Raw genomic sequence first — 16,642 nt, 5'->3', positions numbered from 1 at the left:
ACACGGGTAACGCAAATTAGATTAATTTTATCTTAATTGCTAAACAGAAAAAAACTCCGATCCTATTGCGAGGGATCGGAGTTTTTTGAGTGCTCGTTATTCGACTGTGAATTTCGCTTCAGCCCAGTTTCCATGGTCTTCTGCGTTACCATCACCTGCGTCTGTAACTACTAATTTTAGTTTCTTTTTCCCTGTTATATCTAGGTCAACTTTCTTTGCTGGGGTGTTATTATACATAATGCCACTCTCATATACGAGTTCTCCATCTAACCATGCTTCAAAGGCAATTGAACCACCGCCTATCTCCTGGTCAACTCCCACGAAAGACTGAAAGCGTGCATAGCCTTTTCCTTCCAAATCGTAGACAATTTCTGAGTGAGCATGTGTTCCAATTCCTTTATCATAGGTAACTTCTGATGAACCATCCCATAATCGTAACGGATTGCCTTCAATCGATTTATCCATCTGAATCGATCTCCAGCCAACCGTTGCACTCTTCCATTCCGTATCACTTAAATATAGTTCATCTACAATCTCAAAATTAATTTCATATTTTGCTGATAGCAATCCATTGTTTGAGGTAACTTCCACAACCGTTTTTCCTGGAAGTCCTTCCGCTGGTGTTATATCAACTGTAACGTTATCGCCCGTCGGAATCACGTCTACCTGTGGTACTTCGTCAATCGTACCCTTTAGGTAACTAATCGAATACTTGTTTATTTCTGTATTAAAGTTTGCTAAGGATTCACCATTAATTTTGATATTCTTAACTAAGTCATCCGTTACTACACGTTTGCTCAATTCCATTGGAGAATCATTCTTTGAAATTGGCTGCAAACGATAGCTGTAGGCATATGTCTTATCCGTATCTAACGTAAATTCTGGATGCGGTCTTGCCCCCCAGCTGTTATCGCCACCAAGTCCCATTTGATGATAATTTAAGGTAACAAATATGTCTTCCTGTTTTTCCAATTCATATGGATGTGCGGAGGACTCTAAATCCTCTTCCGTATAATGAAGTGCATTAACTTCCATTAGCGGTAAGCCGGTAGCCATTAAACCAATCCCTTTTTTATTGGTAAAGGTTACCCAACGTACATCCGTTTTGTTTCCAGTTTCCTGTGGTTCGACATATGGGAAAAATTGATCGTCCACTGTACTGCTGTATACACCAACAGGATAGCCGGTTTTACGGTCCCAGTAGTTGCTTTCAGGCCCGCGCCCATACCAGTCCATTTGTTCAAACTCTTCTGGAATGGTTAATTCCATTCCTATAGCCGGGATTTCTGGTAAACTCTCTCCTGCTTCTAATGTACTTTTTACAACTACTTCACCTGTTCCATATACAATATATGCTGTTTGGAACTTAGATTCATTTGTCGTCGGTAAGGTGCCGATCACATTTATTCGAACAGCATTTTCGCCGTAATTCGTTACCTCAACATCTGTCACAGTTCTGTTTTCACCAGCATCCCTCCATGTACCCGAAATGCTAGGCATGCCATATCCTTTATCATTGTCAAGTGGAGCTCTCCAGTAGTCAGGTACCGGTCCACTCTTAATTAATTCTGTTTTCTTGTATGTGAAAGATGTGATGGTACCTTTAGCTTTATTAAAGTTCAGCTTAAAGTCTGTTCCATCAACGGATATAACAGAATCTCCATTCTCTACATTAATTTCAGGCATCCCTGATATCTCTTCTGGTTGTACATTTGGAACATCGTACTGCACTTCAAATTGTTCGTATGCAATCTCATGACCTTTAGAGGCCCATTTTGTGTCTTCTTTCAACGTAAAACTTACATCTAAAAAGTACTCTGCACCTGCTTCCAACGTTGGCTTTTCCATTGGTACTGTTATTTCTTCTGTTGATAATGGATTAACATTTAATTCATTTATTTTTCCTTCTTGAATCACTTTACCGTCTCGTTTTAATTCCCAATGGGCATCAAATGCATTCAAGTTTGTAAACAGGAATTCATTTTTCAACTCGATGACACCATTTTTCACATCTACGGCATGAACTTCGATTTCTTGATATACTTTTTTAACTTCTTTTAGTTCCGGTTGAACCGTCCGATCTGCAGAAACCAAACCATTTGCCATGAAGTTATCGTCATTTGGGTTATCCCCCCAATCCCCTCCATATGCGTGGTAAAATCCCTTATCTTTACCAGGTATAGGTTCAAGTAGAGTTTGATTCACCCAATCCCAAATAAATCCACCTTGTAGGTTATTATAAGAATCAATAACATCCCAATATTGGTTAAGATTACCGACACTATTCCCCATAGCGTGAGCATATTCAATCAGGAGAAAAGGTTTTTCATTTCCAGATTTTCCATAATCATCGACACTTGAAACAGAGGGATACATCACACTTTCCATATCAGCCCAGCGGTCGTCTCCTTCATAGTGAATGATCCTGGTTGGATCTAATTCGCGTGCTAACTCAGCCATATGCTTGAAGGTCGTACCAGTTCCTGCTTCATTTCCTAATGACCAGATCAATACCGATGGATGGTTCTTGTCACGTTCAACCATGCTTTCCATACGATCAAGTGATGCTGGAAGCCATTGTGGATCACTTTTAGGTAGTTGCCACCTGATTCCATGGGATTCCAGGTTTGCTTCGTCTATAATATAGAGCCCGTATTCATCAGCTAAATCATACCACTCTGCTTGATTCGGATAGTGTGACGTACGAACTGCGTTAATATTGTGCTTCTTCATCAATTTAATGTCTTGGATCATGCGTTCTCTCGAAACCGTTCGTCCATCTACCGGATCCATTTCATGACGGTTAACACCTTTAAATGTGATCGGTTTACCGTTTAGTTTCATTTGACCATCTTTAACCTTAAATTCCCGGAATCCCACTTTTGTACTTGTTGTTTCTGTGATGTTGCCATTTTTATCTTTTAGTGCTAAAACAAGTGTATAAAGGTTCGGTTGTTCAGCCGACCATTTTTTTGGGTTCTCAATTAACTGCTCTTTTTTAACAGATAATTTTGTTTTTCCGTTAAAATCAACTGCAGTTTTTAACGGCTCTTCTAATACCTCTTTATTATTACTAAATACCCACGGCGGTTGTTTCATCTGGAGTAGTCCTGCAACGCTTAGGTTTCCGAGTTCTCATACAATTCAAATTCTCTGATCACCCTCAATAAGCTGTTAACCTTTGATTTTTAGGCATTAGTCAAGAAATTTTCTATTACTATTCAACAGGTTACTATCATGAAACAGGATAAAAGAATTCCTCCAAAAGCAGCGATACAGCTCCTAACAGTGTTGCATCTTCCCCTAAATTGGTTACTACTACCTCAGTCTTCTTTGCCTTCGGGGTAAGTATTCGCTCTTCAATCGTTTGATGAATGGCAGGTAGAATATACGCTTGGCTTTTCATAACTCCACCACCCAACACAATTTTCCTCGGATTAACTAAATGAATAAGGTTCGTTAGACCAATACCAATAATCATTCCTGTTTCATGTAATATACCCACATATGCTGTGTTACCGGATTTGGCTAATTCAAATACAACTTCCGCTGTTGGCGTGATCGGGTTGGCCATATCTTCTAACTTTTTGCGTGCACGTTCAGCAATGGCCGAACCAGTCGCAAAGGTTTGAAGGCAGCCGCGATTGCCGCACTCACACACTTCCCCATTAATATCAATTGTCATATGACCAATTTCACCAGCTATATTTTGTGCGCCATGAAATAGTTTTCCATTAACAACCATACCTGCACCAACTCCACGGCCCAAGTTCACTGCAACCATACTGTCCAACTCACCATGTCCTCCAAACCATGATTCTCCCATTGCCATAGCGCGGGCATCGTTTTCTACTTTAATCATGACATTAAATTCCGTTTCTAGTTCCTCTTTAATAGGAATATTAGTAAGCTTTAAATTTGGCGCTATGAGAGATGTTCCTTTTGATACATCTACAACTCCGTGCATAGCTATCCCAATTCCCATAATTTCGCGATCTCCGATGGGAATTTCATTAATAACATCACGTATAGACTTTTTTAAAATCGAAAGAAACTGATCATTAGAGATTGGAAGGGCCAGTTTGGCGGATGATCGATTCACAATATTTCCTGCAAAATCCGTAAGAATACATTCAATTCTCTCAGGACCGGCATCAACTCCAACAATGTAGAAAGCTTTACTATTAATGTGAAGCATCGTTGGCTTTCTGCCACCCATAGATTGTCCACTGTCACTCTCAATTACAATGCCCTGATCAATTAACTCTTTAACAATACTACTTACTGTTGGTGGTGTGAGTTTAGTGTCTTTTGCGATTTGCGCACGAGAAATCGGCTCGTGCGTTCTTATCTTATTTAATATAATTGACTTATTCACTGATTTCATCAGCCTAAATGAGCCTCGCTGCATCGTAAATCCCCCGTACAATAGTTATTTTTTCTTATTATATCATGTATCAGCCTTTGGTAATGTAAATAACTTAATCGTAAAATCTATATTAATAACTGCACTGACTTATATAAAGATAGGGATTCCCCTCCTCTCCAATATCTAGCATTATTTAATTACCTTCAGCTTTTATTGAATATTCCAGCTAAATCTTTTATAATTAACTTAGTTAAATTAATTAATTAAGTTAGCAACTGGATTTTACTTGTAAACTATTTTAGAAAACATGGCATATCGCCAACCTTAGTTGCACTTATATAGTAAGAAAGGATTTATACTTTCTTATCTAATAACAATAAACATATAGCGTTTTAGTATCCATTAAAACCTGGAGGTTACTTATGAACACAAATGAACTGACCAACCAATTCCAATCCATTTTCCATACAACCGATTTACCGCTCATCTTCTTCGCCCCTGGCCGAATCAACCTAATCGGTGAGCATACTGATTATAACGGTGGCCATGTCTTTCCAGCAGCCATTTCTTTTGGTACATATGCACTTGCCAGAAAACGAAATGATCAGAATTTGCGGTTTTATTCGCTGAATTTTCCTGAGAAGAATATAATAGAATGTGAGCTTGCAGATCTCTCCTACCAGGAAACACATAGTTGGGCAAATTACCCGAAAGGCATGATTAAAATATTACAGGACTATGGGCATGCCATTACGACTGGGATGGATATCTTATTTTATGGAAACATTCCTAATGGGGCTGGCCTGTCCTCCTCAGCTTCCATCGAAATGGTGACAGGAGTGCTTTTGGAGGAATACTACCAACTTGATATTGATCGTGTTACTATGGTTCAGCTAGGACAAAAGGTGGAAAATGACTATATTGGCGTGAACAGTGGGATAATGGATCAGTTCGCAATTGGTATGGGGAAAAAAAATCATGCCATTTTATTAAACTGTCAAACATTGGAATACCGTTATGCTCCAATTCATCTTGATAATTATGCAATTATCATCATAAATACCAATAAGCAGCGAACGTTAGCTGGATCCAGCTACAATGAACGACGCAAACAATGTGAGGAAGCACTTGCCGATTTGCAGACAGAGCTTTCGATTAGCAGTCTTGGAGAGCTATCCAATGAACAGTTTCAAAGGTATCAGCATTTAATCACTAATAGCATCAACCTCAGGCGCGCTAAACATGCAGTATTTGAAAATAGTCGAACCCTGGAAGCGCTCGATCAGCTGCAACAAGGTAACCTGAACCAGTTTGGTAAATTAATGAATGCATCCCACCTTTCTTTACAGCAGGATTATGAAGTAACCGGACGTGAGCTTGATACACTTGTCGAAGCAATATGGGAGCAGGATGGCGTACTCGGTTCCCGCATGACCGGCGCAGGATTTGGTGGCTGTGCCATTGCCATTGTGGAAAAAGATAGAATAGAAGATTTTAAGCGAAATGTAAATAAAATATATCGAAACGACGTCGGATATGATGCAACATTTTACACAGCATCAATATCCGATGGTGCTAAACAATTGGAAGAAGGAGTGATAGAATGAGTGTTTTAGTATTAGGCGGAGCCGGTTATATTGGGTCCCATGCAGTATATCAGCTGATGGAAGAGGGTCAAGATGTTGTAGTGGTTGATAATCTTGAAACTGGTCATCAGGATGCTATTCATCCAGAGGCTACCTTCTATCAGGGAGATATTCGAGAGATTACCTTTTTACGTGAAGTTTTTAAAAAAGAATCCATAGATGCAGTTATCCACTTTGCCGCAAATTCACTTGTTGGCGAATCCATGGATAAGCCATTGAAATACTTTGATAATAATGTTCATGGCACACAGGTTTTATTAAAGGTTATGGTGGAGCATGATGTGAAATATATCGTGTTTTCCTCTACTGCCGCTATCTACGGCGAGCCGGAAACTGTCCCCATTACTGAGTTAATGCCAACAATTCCAACAAATGCTTATGGTGAAACGAAGCTAACAATGGAAAAATTGATAAAATGGACGTCACAGGCACATGGAATCAGCTATACGTCCCTCCGTTATTTCAATGTTGCAGGTGCCAAACAATCAGCAGTAATCGGTGAAGATCATCGTCCGGAAACACACCTTGTTCCAATTATTTTACAAGCGGCCCTTGAAAAGCGTGAGTCTATAACTATTTTCGGAGAAGATTATGACACCCCAGACGGCACATGCATTCGCGACTATGTTCATGTTGATGATTTGATCAGCGCACACCTGCTCGCATTGGACTATCTGAAAAATGGTGGCAAGAGTGATATTTTCAACCTTGGAAGCAGTCAGGGATTTTCTGTTAAAGAAATGATAGACGTCGCAAGAAAAGTAACCGGCAAAAAGATTCCAGCAGTAATTGGGCCACGTCGTACTGGTGACCCAAGCACCTTGATTGCAAGCTCGGGTAAAGCAAGACAGATTCTTGGCTGGAGACCAAAACGCACCTTCATTCAGCAAATTATGGAGGATGCATGGAGATGGCACTCCACTCATTCAGACGGCTATAAATCGGATGTGAATGAAAAATGATCTATGAGCAAATTTCCAGTCTGATTGAGAAGGCAATTGAAGCAGAACTTATCGAACGGACTGATCGTATATATGTCCGTAACCAGGTTATGCAGCAACTGCGATTGACTTCTTTTCCGGAAAACGTGTACGGTTCTAATAATAATGACTCCATTGCTGACCTTCTTGAGGATATTATTTCCTGGGCAGTAGAGCAAAAAATAATTGAAGATGTTTTTGATGAAAAAGAAATCTTAACAGCGAACATAATGAATTGCTTTGTAGCAAGACCATCAGTTATCAATCACAACTTTTATACAAAATATGAGCAATCACCAGTTGCAGCGACCGATTATTTCTATCAACTAAGCAAATACAGTAATTACATTCAGTTGAATCGCATCCGGAAGAACATCCATTTTAAAGCAGACAACAATTATGGGGTATTCGATATTACAATTAACTTATCCAAACCGGAAAAGGACCCTGAGCAAATTAATCGCGAACGTAAAATGAAGCAAACCGTACATTATCCAAAATGCCTTCTTTGTGTGGAAAACGAAGGCTTTACTGGAAGAACTGGACATCCAGCACGGGCGAATCATCGGGTGATTCAAGTACCTATTTTAGGCGAAAATTGGTATCTGCAATACTCGCCATATGTCTATTATAATGAGCATAGTATTTTGCTCGCAGAAGAGCACCGTAATATGAAAATTGATAGGCATACTTTTGCCCGACTGCTCGCATTCACGGAAAGATTCCCACACTATTTCATTGGCTCGAATGCGGATTTACCAATTGTTGGTGGGTCAATTTTAAGTCATGATCATTACCAGGCAGGGCGGTATCAATTTGCCATGACCAATGCCAAAGATGTTCTTAACTTTAAGTTGAAAAATTTTTCGAATGTTTCTGCATCTGTCTTAAAATGGCCATTGTCTGTTATTCGTTTGAAAAGTAATAATCAAGTAAAACTTGTGGATGCAGCCGATTATATTTTACAGATATGGAAAAATTACTCAGACAGAGATGCAAAAATTCTTGCTTTTTCAGGAGAAACAACGCATAACACAATTACCCCGATAGCAAGAGTTCGCGATGGTTCATTTGAGCTTGATCTGGTATTACGAAATAATCGCACAACTGAAGAACATCCAATGGGGATTTTCCACCCACATGAAGATGTGCATCATATTAAGAAAGAAAACATAGGCCTGATTGAAGTGATGGGTCTTGCTGTACTACCAGCTAGATTAAAGGATGAGCTTAGTGATTTAAAAAAGTTTCTACTTGGTGAATCAACTAACGTGGCAGCATATCATCAGGAATGGGCCGATTCCCTGCAGGATAAGTATGGTACAATTACTGACTCTGACAAGGCAAATGAATTTGTGGAAAAGGAACTTGGGAAGAAGTTTACTAGAGTACTAGAGGATGCCGGTGTTTTTAAACAGACGGAAGCAGGGTTGGATTCCTTTAAACAGTTTGTTTCGGCATTGAATAGATAGTATTTCAGAGCAATAACACATGATTATAAAACGCTTTTATTCAAACTTTAAATAAAAGGAAATGAACACTCAATGAAAATTACAACAAAAAACATAAATCCTAAAGAAAATATAACTTGGCAACTCTACACGCTTTCCAACGATAATCAAATGGAAGTAAGCTTTCTTAATTATGGAGGAGCAATAACAGAAATACGAACCCCAGACCGTAATGGAAAAGTTGAGAATATAGTTCTGGGCTATAAAGATTACCGGAATTACATAGATAATCCTACCTTTTTTGGAGCCATTATCGGTCGTGTTGCGGGAAGAATAAAAGATGCCACATTTAAGGTAGTTAACCAATCATTTTCGTTAACTGCTAATGATGGGCAAAATCATTTACATGGTGGAGCAACAGCATTTCATCAATCTGTATGGGAGGCTACTCCCTTTGAAACAGAAACATCTGTTGGTGTAAAGCTTTCACATAAAAGCCCTGACGGGGATGATGGTTATCCTGGGAATATCCATGTTAATGTTATCTATGAATTAAACAACCAGGATGAGTTTACGATTACATGTGATGCAACTACAGATAGAACGACACCACTAGCACTCACAAATCATACATATTTTAATTTAAGTGGGGACTTGAAGGATACAATAGAAAATCACAATGTAACGATGGGAAGCAGCCAATTTGCAGAGTTAGATGAATATCTCATCCCAACAGGCAAAAAACTTAATGTTAAGAACACACCATTTGACTTTACTTCAGGCCGAAAAATTAAACATGGAATATACTCTACTCATCTACAAAATAAAATAGTCGGAAACGGGTATGATCATTACTTTCTTTTTGAAAAGCCTCAATCAAATATTACTGTATCAGAGGAACAAAGCGGACGTACATTAACTGTCCACACTGATGAACCAGGAATGGTTATGTATACATCCAATAACCTGGACACTGGTCTTGAGCTTAATGAAAGGGTTTCAGAAAGGTATTTGGGGCTTTGCTTAGAAACACAAAAGCACCCCGCATCGCTCATCTATGATGATTTACCGTCAATACTTTTACATCCTAGAGAAAGATATCATTCAAAAACTAGATTTAAATTCGGGTAGGAGTGGTGACAGTCATTTCCCGTTTTTTAGCGAAGAATATTATATAATAAGGATAAATAAAGGAAGGGAAATCAGCCATAGTTGGCTGATTTCCCTTAATTATATTACCCAGATCATCTATTGCCACTTTCTAACAAGATACTCACTATTTTGTTTAAGAATATTATAAGCATTTTCAGAAATCATTTCTTTTCCTTTCTCATTTTCAAGCTTTTTAATAAATTTGTCCATATGATCAATAGCTTTCTCAGTCTCACCCTTATCTTCAAAGTTAATCACCGAATCCAAGTGCGCCTGTAATGATCTAGCAGTACCATAGTTTTCAAACTCTCCGTCTTGTTCAAAATCACCAATAAGTATTCTCATCTCGTTTAAATCATAATCCATCATTTCCCAATAGGATGGTTTTACATTGAAATTTGGATCAAAGACAAATGGTGCATCTTTCCCAACTCCATTATTATAATCTTCTGCACGATCATCAAGCCATGTATGATCATCGGCAATACCCCAGAATGTTACGTTGCTGATTTTATCATCTAATTCCTCATAGAGCTCAAATAACTGATTGTACCGCTCTGCTTGATCGAACAGACGTCCACTTGCCAGGATTTCATCATAGTTTGCAAAAGCAGGAGTTGGCGGCCATCCATAAAGACTAACATCTAACTCGGTAATTTGATTATCCAATCCTAAACCAGCGAACATATTGATAGATTCTCTTGTATCTTCAATAGAAGGCCAACCGATTTGAATGTGTGCCTGATGTCCTACTCCATCAATTGGAACCCCTTGGTCCAGTAAATCTTTTACCAAATCATACATATAGTCTCTCTTTGGTTCTACTTCGGTATTATAATCATTAATAAATAATTTGGCATCTTCTGCGGCATATTTTCTCGTTGTCTCAAAAGCTTTTTTAATATAGTCTGTTCCAGTAATCTGGTACCATTTAGATTCACGTAAGCCTCTGTCATTAGATGCATAAGGGTCAATTGTTTCATTGACAACATCCCAGGCATCCACTTCATCCTTGTAGCGCGTTACGATAGTCTTAATGTGAGTTTCCAGACGTTCAAGTAAAATCTCCTTATTTCTTTCTCGCTGTTCAGGATCTGTTTCATCTACCATTGGATTTCCTTCCCCATCCAGGAAAAACCATTCCGGTACCTGACTATGCCAAACAAGCGTGTGGAAACGCAAATCCATGTCATTCTCTTTCGCAAACTGAACAATTTTGTCTGCTTCTTCAAAGTTAAAATTTCCTTCTTGTGGCTGAATATTGATAGGCTTCATCACATTCTCGGCAACAATGCTGTTATAATGGCGCTTTAATACCTCTCCATGAATTCCTTCCAGCTGATACGGTTCAACAGCAGCCCCAATAGGAAAGGAATCTTCATATCTTTTTTCAAGCGGCGTTACCTCTAAAGCACTTTTTGATTCATACCCCTCCTCTGCATCGGCTACGCTTGTCCCTGCAGGTAATAATAACGACAAGGCTAACCCTGTAACAACTGTTACTCCTAGAACTTTTAACATCAAACATTCCCCTTTCTATAATCATTTTAAAAAAAACTAAACCGATAGACACCTCCCCCAATAAAAGTTCTGATATATTAAAAAGACCACCTCAAAGAGCGTTGAAAACTTCTGAGATAGCCTTTTTTTGTGAGTATATTTATTTGCGGAATTCTAAAAGTACTTCATTCATTTTTTTCGTCAGACCATATATTTCCTGATATACACCGAATAACTTTTTATAGATTTCAACATTATCCCTATCCGGAATAAACTCTTTCTCTACTTGTAAAAAATCATCCGCACAATCGCTTAATGAATCAAACCAGCCACTGCCGTATGCCGCTAACATTGCCGCTCCCATTCCAGGGCCTTGCTCACTTGAAAGTTTGATGATTCTGGCATCGAAAATATCAGCCTGCATTTGGAGCCAAACATCATTTTTCGCACCGCCACCTATTGAAACTATTGAATCAATCATCTTTCCATTATTACGGAAAATGTTAATCGATTCATTTAAAGAAAATGTGATCCCCTCGAGAACCGCTCGAACAAAATCCTTTCGCTGATGCGAACTATCCATGCCAATAAAACTTGCCCGAATCGCAGCATCTGCATGTGGAGTTCTTTCGCCTGCCAAATAAGGCGTGAACAACAATCCATTAGATCCAATTGGAACAGAATTCACTTCAGATACTAAACCATCAAACGACTCATCCTTGGCAAAGACATCTTTAAACCAACTGAGACTATGCCCGGCCGATAGGGTAACACCCATTGTATAAAAAGCATTAGGTGCCCCGTGGTTAAAGTAATGAACTTTACCTTGAAATTCTTTTTCATCACTATCTTCATAGGAAAGGACAACACCAGAGGTACCAATACTGCAAAGCGTTTTTCCATCCTCTAGAATTCCTGAACCAATAGCACCACAGGCATTGTCTGCGCCACCGGCAAATACGCTTGTTGATTTCGATAGGCCAGTAATACCAGCAACTTCAGTACATATTTTCCCTGTTTCAGCATGTGACTCAACTAATGGAGGGCAAAGCTTTGGATCAATGTCCACTAAATTACAAATCTCTGTACTCCATTCTTTCTTACCTATGTCCAATAGTAATGTGCCTGCAGCATCGGAAAATTCCATGTGCAGTTGGCCTGTTAGTCTATAGCGCAGGTAATCTTTTGGTAAAACAAATTTCCTGGCTTTTTTAAACAATGCTGGTTCATGTTCTTTTACCCATAACAGCTTTGGTAATGTGAATCCTTCTAGTGCAGGGTTTTTCACTATATCTAGCAATCTCTCTTCGCCTACAGCATTATAAATTTGCTGGCATTGTTCAGTCGTACGTGTATCATTCCAAAGAATAGCGTTACGTAGTACTTCATTATTTTCATCTAGCAAAACTAAGCCATGCATTTGTCCGGCAAAACTAATACCTTCAATTTCATCAGGGCTGATGTTGCTATTCGTCAACAGATCTGATAGCCCTGCAACTGTCTGTTCCACCCATACATGAGGGTCCTGTTCACTGTATCCGCTTTTTTCCTGAATTAAAGGGTATTCTTTTGAAATTTCGTGTACAACCTCACCATTTCTGTTAACCAGTAACATCTTCACCGCGCTGGTTCCTAAGTCGATACCGATTACATATTTCATAGCATCACTCCCCAGCATAAGCTTTTAATAAGTATTGATTCAATGTCGCTTTAATTTGTTCCAGACGTCCGGATTGATGGCTGATTTCAGATAAACCTAAAGCATGATCCTCCAGCTTTTGAAAATCAGTTTTTCCTTGAACAACATCCAAACCGATCCCTTCCTTGTAGCTGCTATATCTGTTTTCAACAATTTCCTCAAGAACGTTATCATCAATCAGTTTTTGCGCTACTTTTAACCCGACTGCGAAGCTATCCATCCCGGCAATATGAGCATGGAATAAATCCTCCGGCTCAAATGAACCTCTTCTAACCTTCGCATCAAAGTTTAATCCGCCACGGCCGAGACCACCATTTTTAATAATTTCATACATTGCTAATGTTGTAGCATGCAGATCTGTAGGGAATTCATCTGTATCCCATCCTAACAATGGATGCCCTTGGTTGGCGTCAACTGAGCCTAACATATCATTAATACGTGCATAATTAAGTTCGTGTTCAAATGTATGCCCGGCCAGTGTGGCATGATTTGCTTCAATATTAAATTTAAAATGGTCCTGAAGATCGTAATTTTGTAAAAAGGCAAATCCACTGGCTACATCAAAATCATATTGATGTGTAGTCGGTTCTTTCGGCTTAGGCTCGATTAGAAATTGAGCATCAAAACCTATCTCTTTAGCATAATCAACAGCCATATGAAAAAATCTTCCCAAGTTATCCATTTCCAGTTTCATATCTGTGTTAAGAAGTGTTTCATAGCCTTCACGTCCACCCCAGAATACATAATTTTCTGCACCCAGTTCTTTACCAATTTCCAATCCTTTTTTAACTTTTGCAGCCGAATAAGCAAAAACATCTGCATTATTAGAGGAAGCTGCTCCATGAATAAAACGAGGGTGCGTAAAGTTATTCGCTGTATTCCAAAGTAATTTAGTTTTGCTGTCCTTCATATACCCCTTCATGAGGTCAACAATCGTATCCAGATTCTTATTCGTTTCCCTTAAATTGCTTCCCTCAGGAGCAATATCTACATCATGGAAACAAAAATATGGTACATTCAGTTTTTCAAAGAATTCAAAGGCAGCTTCTAATCTAGATTTAGCCAAATCCATCCCTTTATATTTATCCCATGGCCGAACCATCGTACCGGCACCGAATGGATCGGAACCATCCATTGTAAATGTATGCCAATAGGCAACCCCAAAACGAAGGTATTCCTCTACCGTTTTATTGCCTACTTTTTCTTCCGGATTATAAAATTTAAACGCAAATGGATTAGTTGAATTCGCTCCTTCGTATTTTATCTGCCCAATATCGTTAAAAAATGTCATTATAATAACCTCCCAATAATTTATAATGTCTTAATTGAAGATTTTGAAATCGCATACATCAAACAGTCTAAATTTAAACTCCGTAAGGTATGTATGTTTTACGTTAATGTAACTGCTTACATAAAAGTATACCAACCAAAAGTTAGTTTGTCTATCACATGAACAAAGTTTATAATAAACATGTGATAACCTTCTTCCCTTGGATAAATGATTAATTTATAATGGATCACATGGAACATCCCGAAAGGAGGATTCCATCTTGAATAGTACAAGTGGCTTTATTTATAGTGTATTAGAATGGATTACAAGGTTTGCCTATGTAAATTTGCTCTGGATAGTGTTCACATTAGCGGGCGGCATCGTATTAGGCATCTTCCCTGCTACAGTATCCTTGTTCGCCGTGATACGAAAATGGCTCTATGGCGAAGCAGACATTCCAGTTTTTAAATCATTCTGGAATTTTTACAAAAAAGATTTTATAAAAAGTAATTTACTTGGCGTATTTATCAGTGGGTTAGTCATACTTATAGGAATCGACTTTTTATTTATAGAGGTAAATGTAAACGATTTACTTAGATTAACGTATTTACCATTGTATATATTTATGTTCCTGTTTCTATTATTCTTTTTCTACATCTTCCCGGCATTTGTTCATTATGATTTAAAATTGCGGAAAGTGATCAAGAATGCTTTTCTTGTAATGTTAATTACTCCGCTTCATAGTTTACTAATTATTGTAAGTCTCATATCCATTTATTTTATTATGGAAGCAGTGCCAGCTTTGGTCTTTATATTTGGTGCAAGTATTTATGCATTTATTACGATGTGGCTTTGTCTAAATGCATTTTCAAAAGTTGAAAAAAAAGGAAAACGTTCAAGAGGGTGAAAAAGAATCCAGCGACTCTTCTACAAGAGTTAACCTGGAATTCTTCTCTGGTTGTATCTATTTTTCTTTGTAAATAAAGTAATCAAAATCAGCTTGCTTGCTTTGGCCAGATGTATCCTGGCAATGCATGCCAACAAATGCGCCTGTAAAAAATCCTCCCCCTTGAATATAATCATCTGACAGTTTATAGGAAGGAAATTGAATTGGGATAACTGTCCAGTTTTCACCGTCAAATGAATAGGAATACTCGTAAATGTTTGTCTGTACATCAACCCGAAGGTACACATATTCCACATCATCAGGGAGAACAACTTCTTTACCTTTAAGCGGATGATTAAATGTAAAGTTATCACAGGTCATAAGCTCTAGTATTCTACCTTTCTCTTCATGCCAGGAGACCTGCAATGATGTCCAGTTTTGCGTATTATAATAATTTACTAGACCTGCAGATTGCTGAAAAGTATCTGGCTTGAAAGCTACTTTTGTCTCTGCAGTAAATTCAAAGTGCTGCCACCGCCGTGCGACATATGCTTGCGTAAATTTTGATGATAATGATTCTTTTCCATATAATCGTAAATGCCCGGGGTTGTCGTTTAGCGAGACAATCTTCTCCCCTAATGGAACACGTAATGTCTGAAAATGAGGGTTTAATTCAATTGAATCAAAGTCATCTTTTTCAGGATAATCTTTTTCCCATTTCACTTCTTCTATTGATGGTCCCTCAATTTCTAATAAAGGCTGATTACCTCCAACGACATATGGCCAGTCATTTTTCCATTCCAATCGCTGAATTGCTGTTTCTCTGCCAAGCGGACAAAATCCACGAGGATCCAACAAGGGCTGACCTTCTCTTGGCAATGGCCTTCCTGTTAAATGAACTAAAAACCATTCATCTGTATGTGTTTTAACCATCGAAGCATGCCCTGATTTCTGCAATGTATTTCTGGGGTATGGCCAAGAAGTAATCAATGGATTACTAGGATGAACTTCGTATGGCCCACCTATATTTTTAGAGCGGGCAATTGTAGCTTGGTGATCATATTTTGTACCACCTTCAGCAGTTAACAAGTAGTAATAACCATTTATTTTATATAAATGAGGCGCTTCTGTTAATTTTATGTCTGTTCCTTTAAATATAACTTCTGCTTTTCCAACAAGTTTTTGTTCATTCACATTATATTCCTGGAGCACAATACCATAGAAATCATGGTTTCCTGAACGATGATCCCACAGCATATTTGTTAAGTATTTTTTGCCATCGTCATCATGAAATAAAGATGGGTCAAATCCTGAACTGTTTAAGTGTACTGGCTCTGACCAGTCACCATCAATCGTCTCACATGTGACAAGATAATTATGACTATCTTTCCAATTCCCTTCTGTTACCTTGACATCAGTATAGATAAGCCAGAACTTCCCATCGCTATAGGAAAGCGCGGGCGCCCATATGCCTCCTGAGTCAGGATTACCAATCATATTAAGCTGACTCAGCCGGTTAAGTGGACGCGAAATTAACCGCCAATTCTTCAAATCCTTCGAGTGATAAATTCCTACTCCCGGGAACCATTCAAATGTAGAAACAGCAATATAGTAATCCTCTCCAGCACGACAAATACTTGGATCCGGATTAAATCCTGTTAATATTGGATTTCGAATAATAGCCATTTA

The 16,642-nt window shown here is 38.5% G+C and carries 11 protein-coding genes; 5 read left to right on the top strand and 6 right to left on the bottom strand.

Going from position 1 to position 16,642, the window contains the following annotated elements; translation table 11 throughout:
• Positions 1-96: 96 nt before the first annotated feature.
• Both BLS02_RS04280 and BLS02_RS04275 read right to left on the bottom strand, forming a co-directional pair.
• Positions 97-3,099 carry a glycoside hydrolase family 2 TIM barrel-domain containing protein gene (locus BLS02_RS04280; RefSeq protein WP_092491717.1) on the bottom strand — a complete coding sequence of 1,001 codons (3,003 nt, stop codon included), beginning with the start codon at positions 3,097-3,099 and terminating at the stop codon, positions 97-99.
• 136 nt (positions 3,100-3,235) lie between these two features.
• Positions 3,236-4,411 (bottom strand): ROK family transcriptional regulator, encoded by a 1,176-nt coding sequence (locus BLS02_RS04275; RefSeq protein ID WP_092491716.1) that lies wholly within the window; start codon positions 4,409-4,411, stop codon positions 3,236-3,238.
• A gap of 380 nt (positions 4,412-4,791) precedes the next feature.
• Between BLS02_RS04275 and BLS02_RS04270 the strand changes: the two genes are divergently transcribed.
• The 4 genes from BLS02_RS04270 (at position 4,792) to BLS02_RS04255 (ending at position 9,577) form a co-directional block, all read left to right on the top strand.
• Positions 4,792-5,976 carry a galactokinase gene (locus tag BLS02_RS04270; RefSeq protein ID WP_092491715.1) on the top strand — a complete coding sequence of 395 codons (1,185 nt, stop codon included), beginning with the start codon at positions 4,792-4,794 and terminating at the stop codon, positions 5,974-5,976.
• On the top strand, positions 5,973-6,977 hold the full coding sequence (gene galE, locus BLS02_RS04265) for a UDP-glucose 4-epimerase GalE (RefSeq protein WP_092491714.1): 1,005 nt from the start codon (positions 5,973-5,975) through the stop codon (positions 6,975-6,977). Before BLS02_RS04270 ends, galE begins: the two co-directional genes overlap by 4 nt.
• Positions 6,974-8,467, top strand: a complete 1,494-nt coding sequence (gene galT, locus BLS02_RS04260; protein ID WP_092491713.1) for a UDP-glucose--hexose-1-phosphate uridylyltransferase — start codon at positions 6,974-6,976, stop codon at positions 8,465-8,467. The genes galE and galT overlap by 4 nt, the downstream gene beginning before the upstream one ends.
• Before the next feature lie 72 nt (positions 8,468-8,539).
• Positions 8,540-9,577, top strand: a complete 1,038-nt coding sequence (locus BLS02_RS04255) for an aldose epimerase family protein (protein WP_092491712.1) — start codon at positions 8,540-8,542, stop codon at positions 9,575-9,577.
• Between the two features lie 117 nt (positions 9,578-9,694).
• On the opposite strand, the gene BLS02_RS04250 is transcribed toward BLS02_RS04255, so the two are convergent.
• The 3 genes from BLS02_RS04250 to xylA all read right to left on the bottom strand — a co-directional run bounded on the left by BLS02_RS04250 (position 9,695) and on the right by xylA (position 14,088).
• Complete coding sequence (locus tag BLS02_RS04250) at positions 9,695-11,119, bottom strand: endo-1,4-beta-xylanase (protein ID WP_092491711.1); 1,425 nt, start codon at positions 11,117-11,119, stop codon at positions 9,695-9,697.
• Positions 11,120-11,258: 139 nt separating this feature from the next.
• Entirely contained in the window at positions 11,259-12,758 is a 1,500-nt protein-coding gene (xylB, locus tag BLS02_RS04245) for a xylulokinase (protein ID WP_092491710.1), read from the bottom strand.
• A gap of 4 nt (positions 12,759-12,762) precedes the next feature.
• A complete protein-coding gene (gene xylA / locus BLS02_RS04240; protein ID WP_092491709.1) occupies positions 12,763-14,088 on the bottom strand; it encodes a xylose isomerase in 1,326 nt (441 codons plus the stop codon).
• A 259-nt stretch (positions 14,089-14,347) separates the two neighbouring features.
• On the opposite strand from xylA, the gene BLS02_RS04235 reads away from it, so the two are divergent.
• Entirely contained in the window at positions 14,348-14,974 is a 627-nt protein-coding gene (locus tag BLS02_RS04235; RefSeq protein ID WP_092491708.1) for a YesL family protein, read from the top strand.
• Between the two features lie 57 nt (positions 14,975-15,031).
• Here BLS02_RS04235 and BLS02_RS04230 read toward each other — a convergent pair whose 3' ends face one another.
• On the bottom strand, positions 15,032-16,639 hold the full coding sequence (locus BLS02_RS04230) for a glycoside hydrolase family 43 protein (protein ID WP_092491707.1): 1,608 nt from the start codon (positions 16,637-16,639) through the stop codon (positions 15,032-15,034).
• Positions 16,640-16,642: the final 3 nt, after the last annotated feature.

This window comes from Virgibacillus salinus, assembly GCF_900102415.1.
GTDB lineage: Bacteria > Bacillota > Bacilli > Bacillales > Amphibacillaceae > Lentibacillus > Lentibacillus subterraneus.
This window is presented reverse-complemented; position numbering and strand designations above follow the sequence as displayed.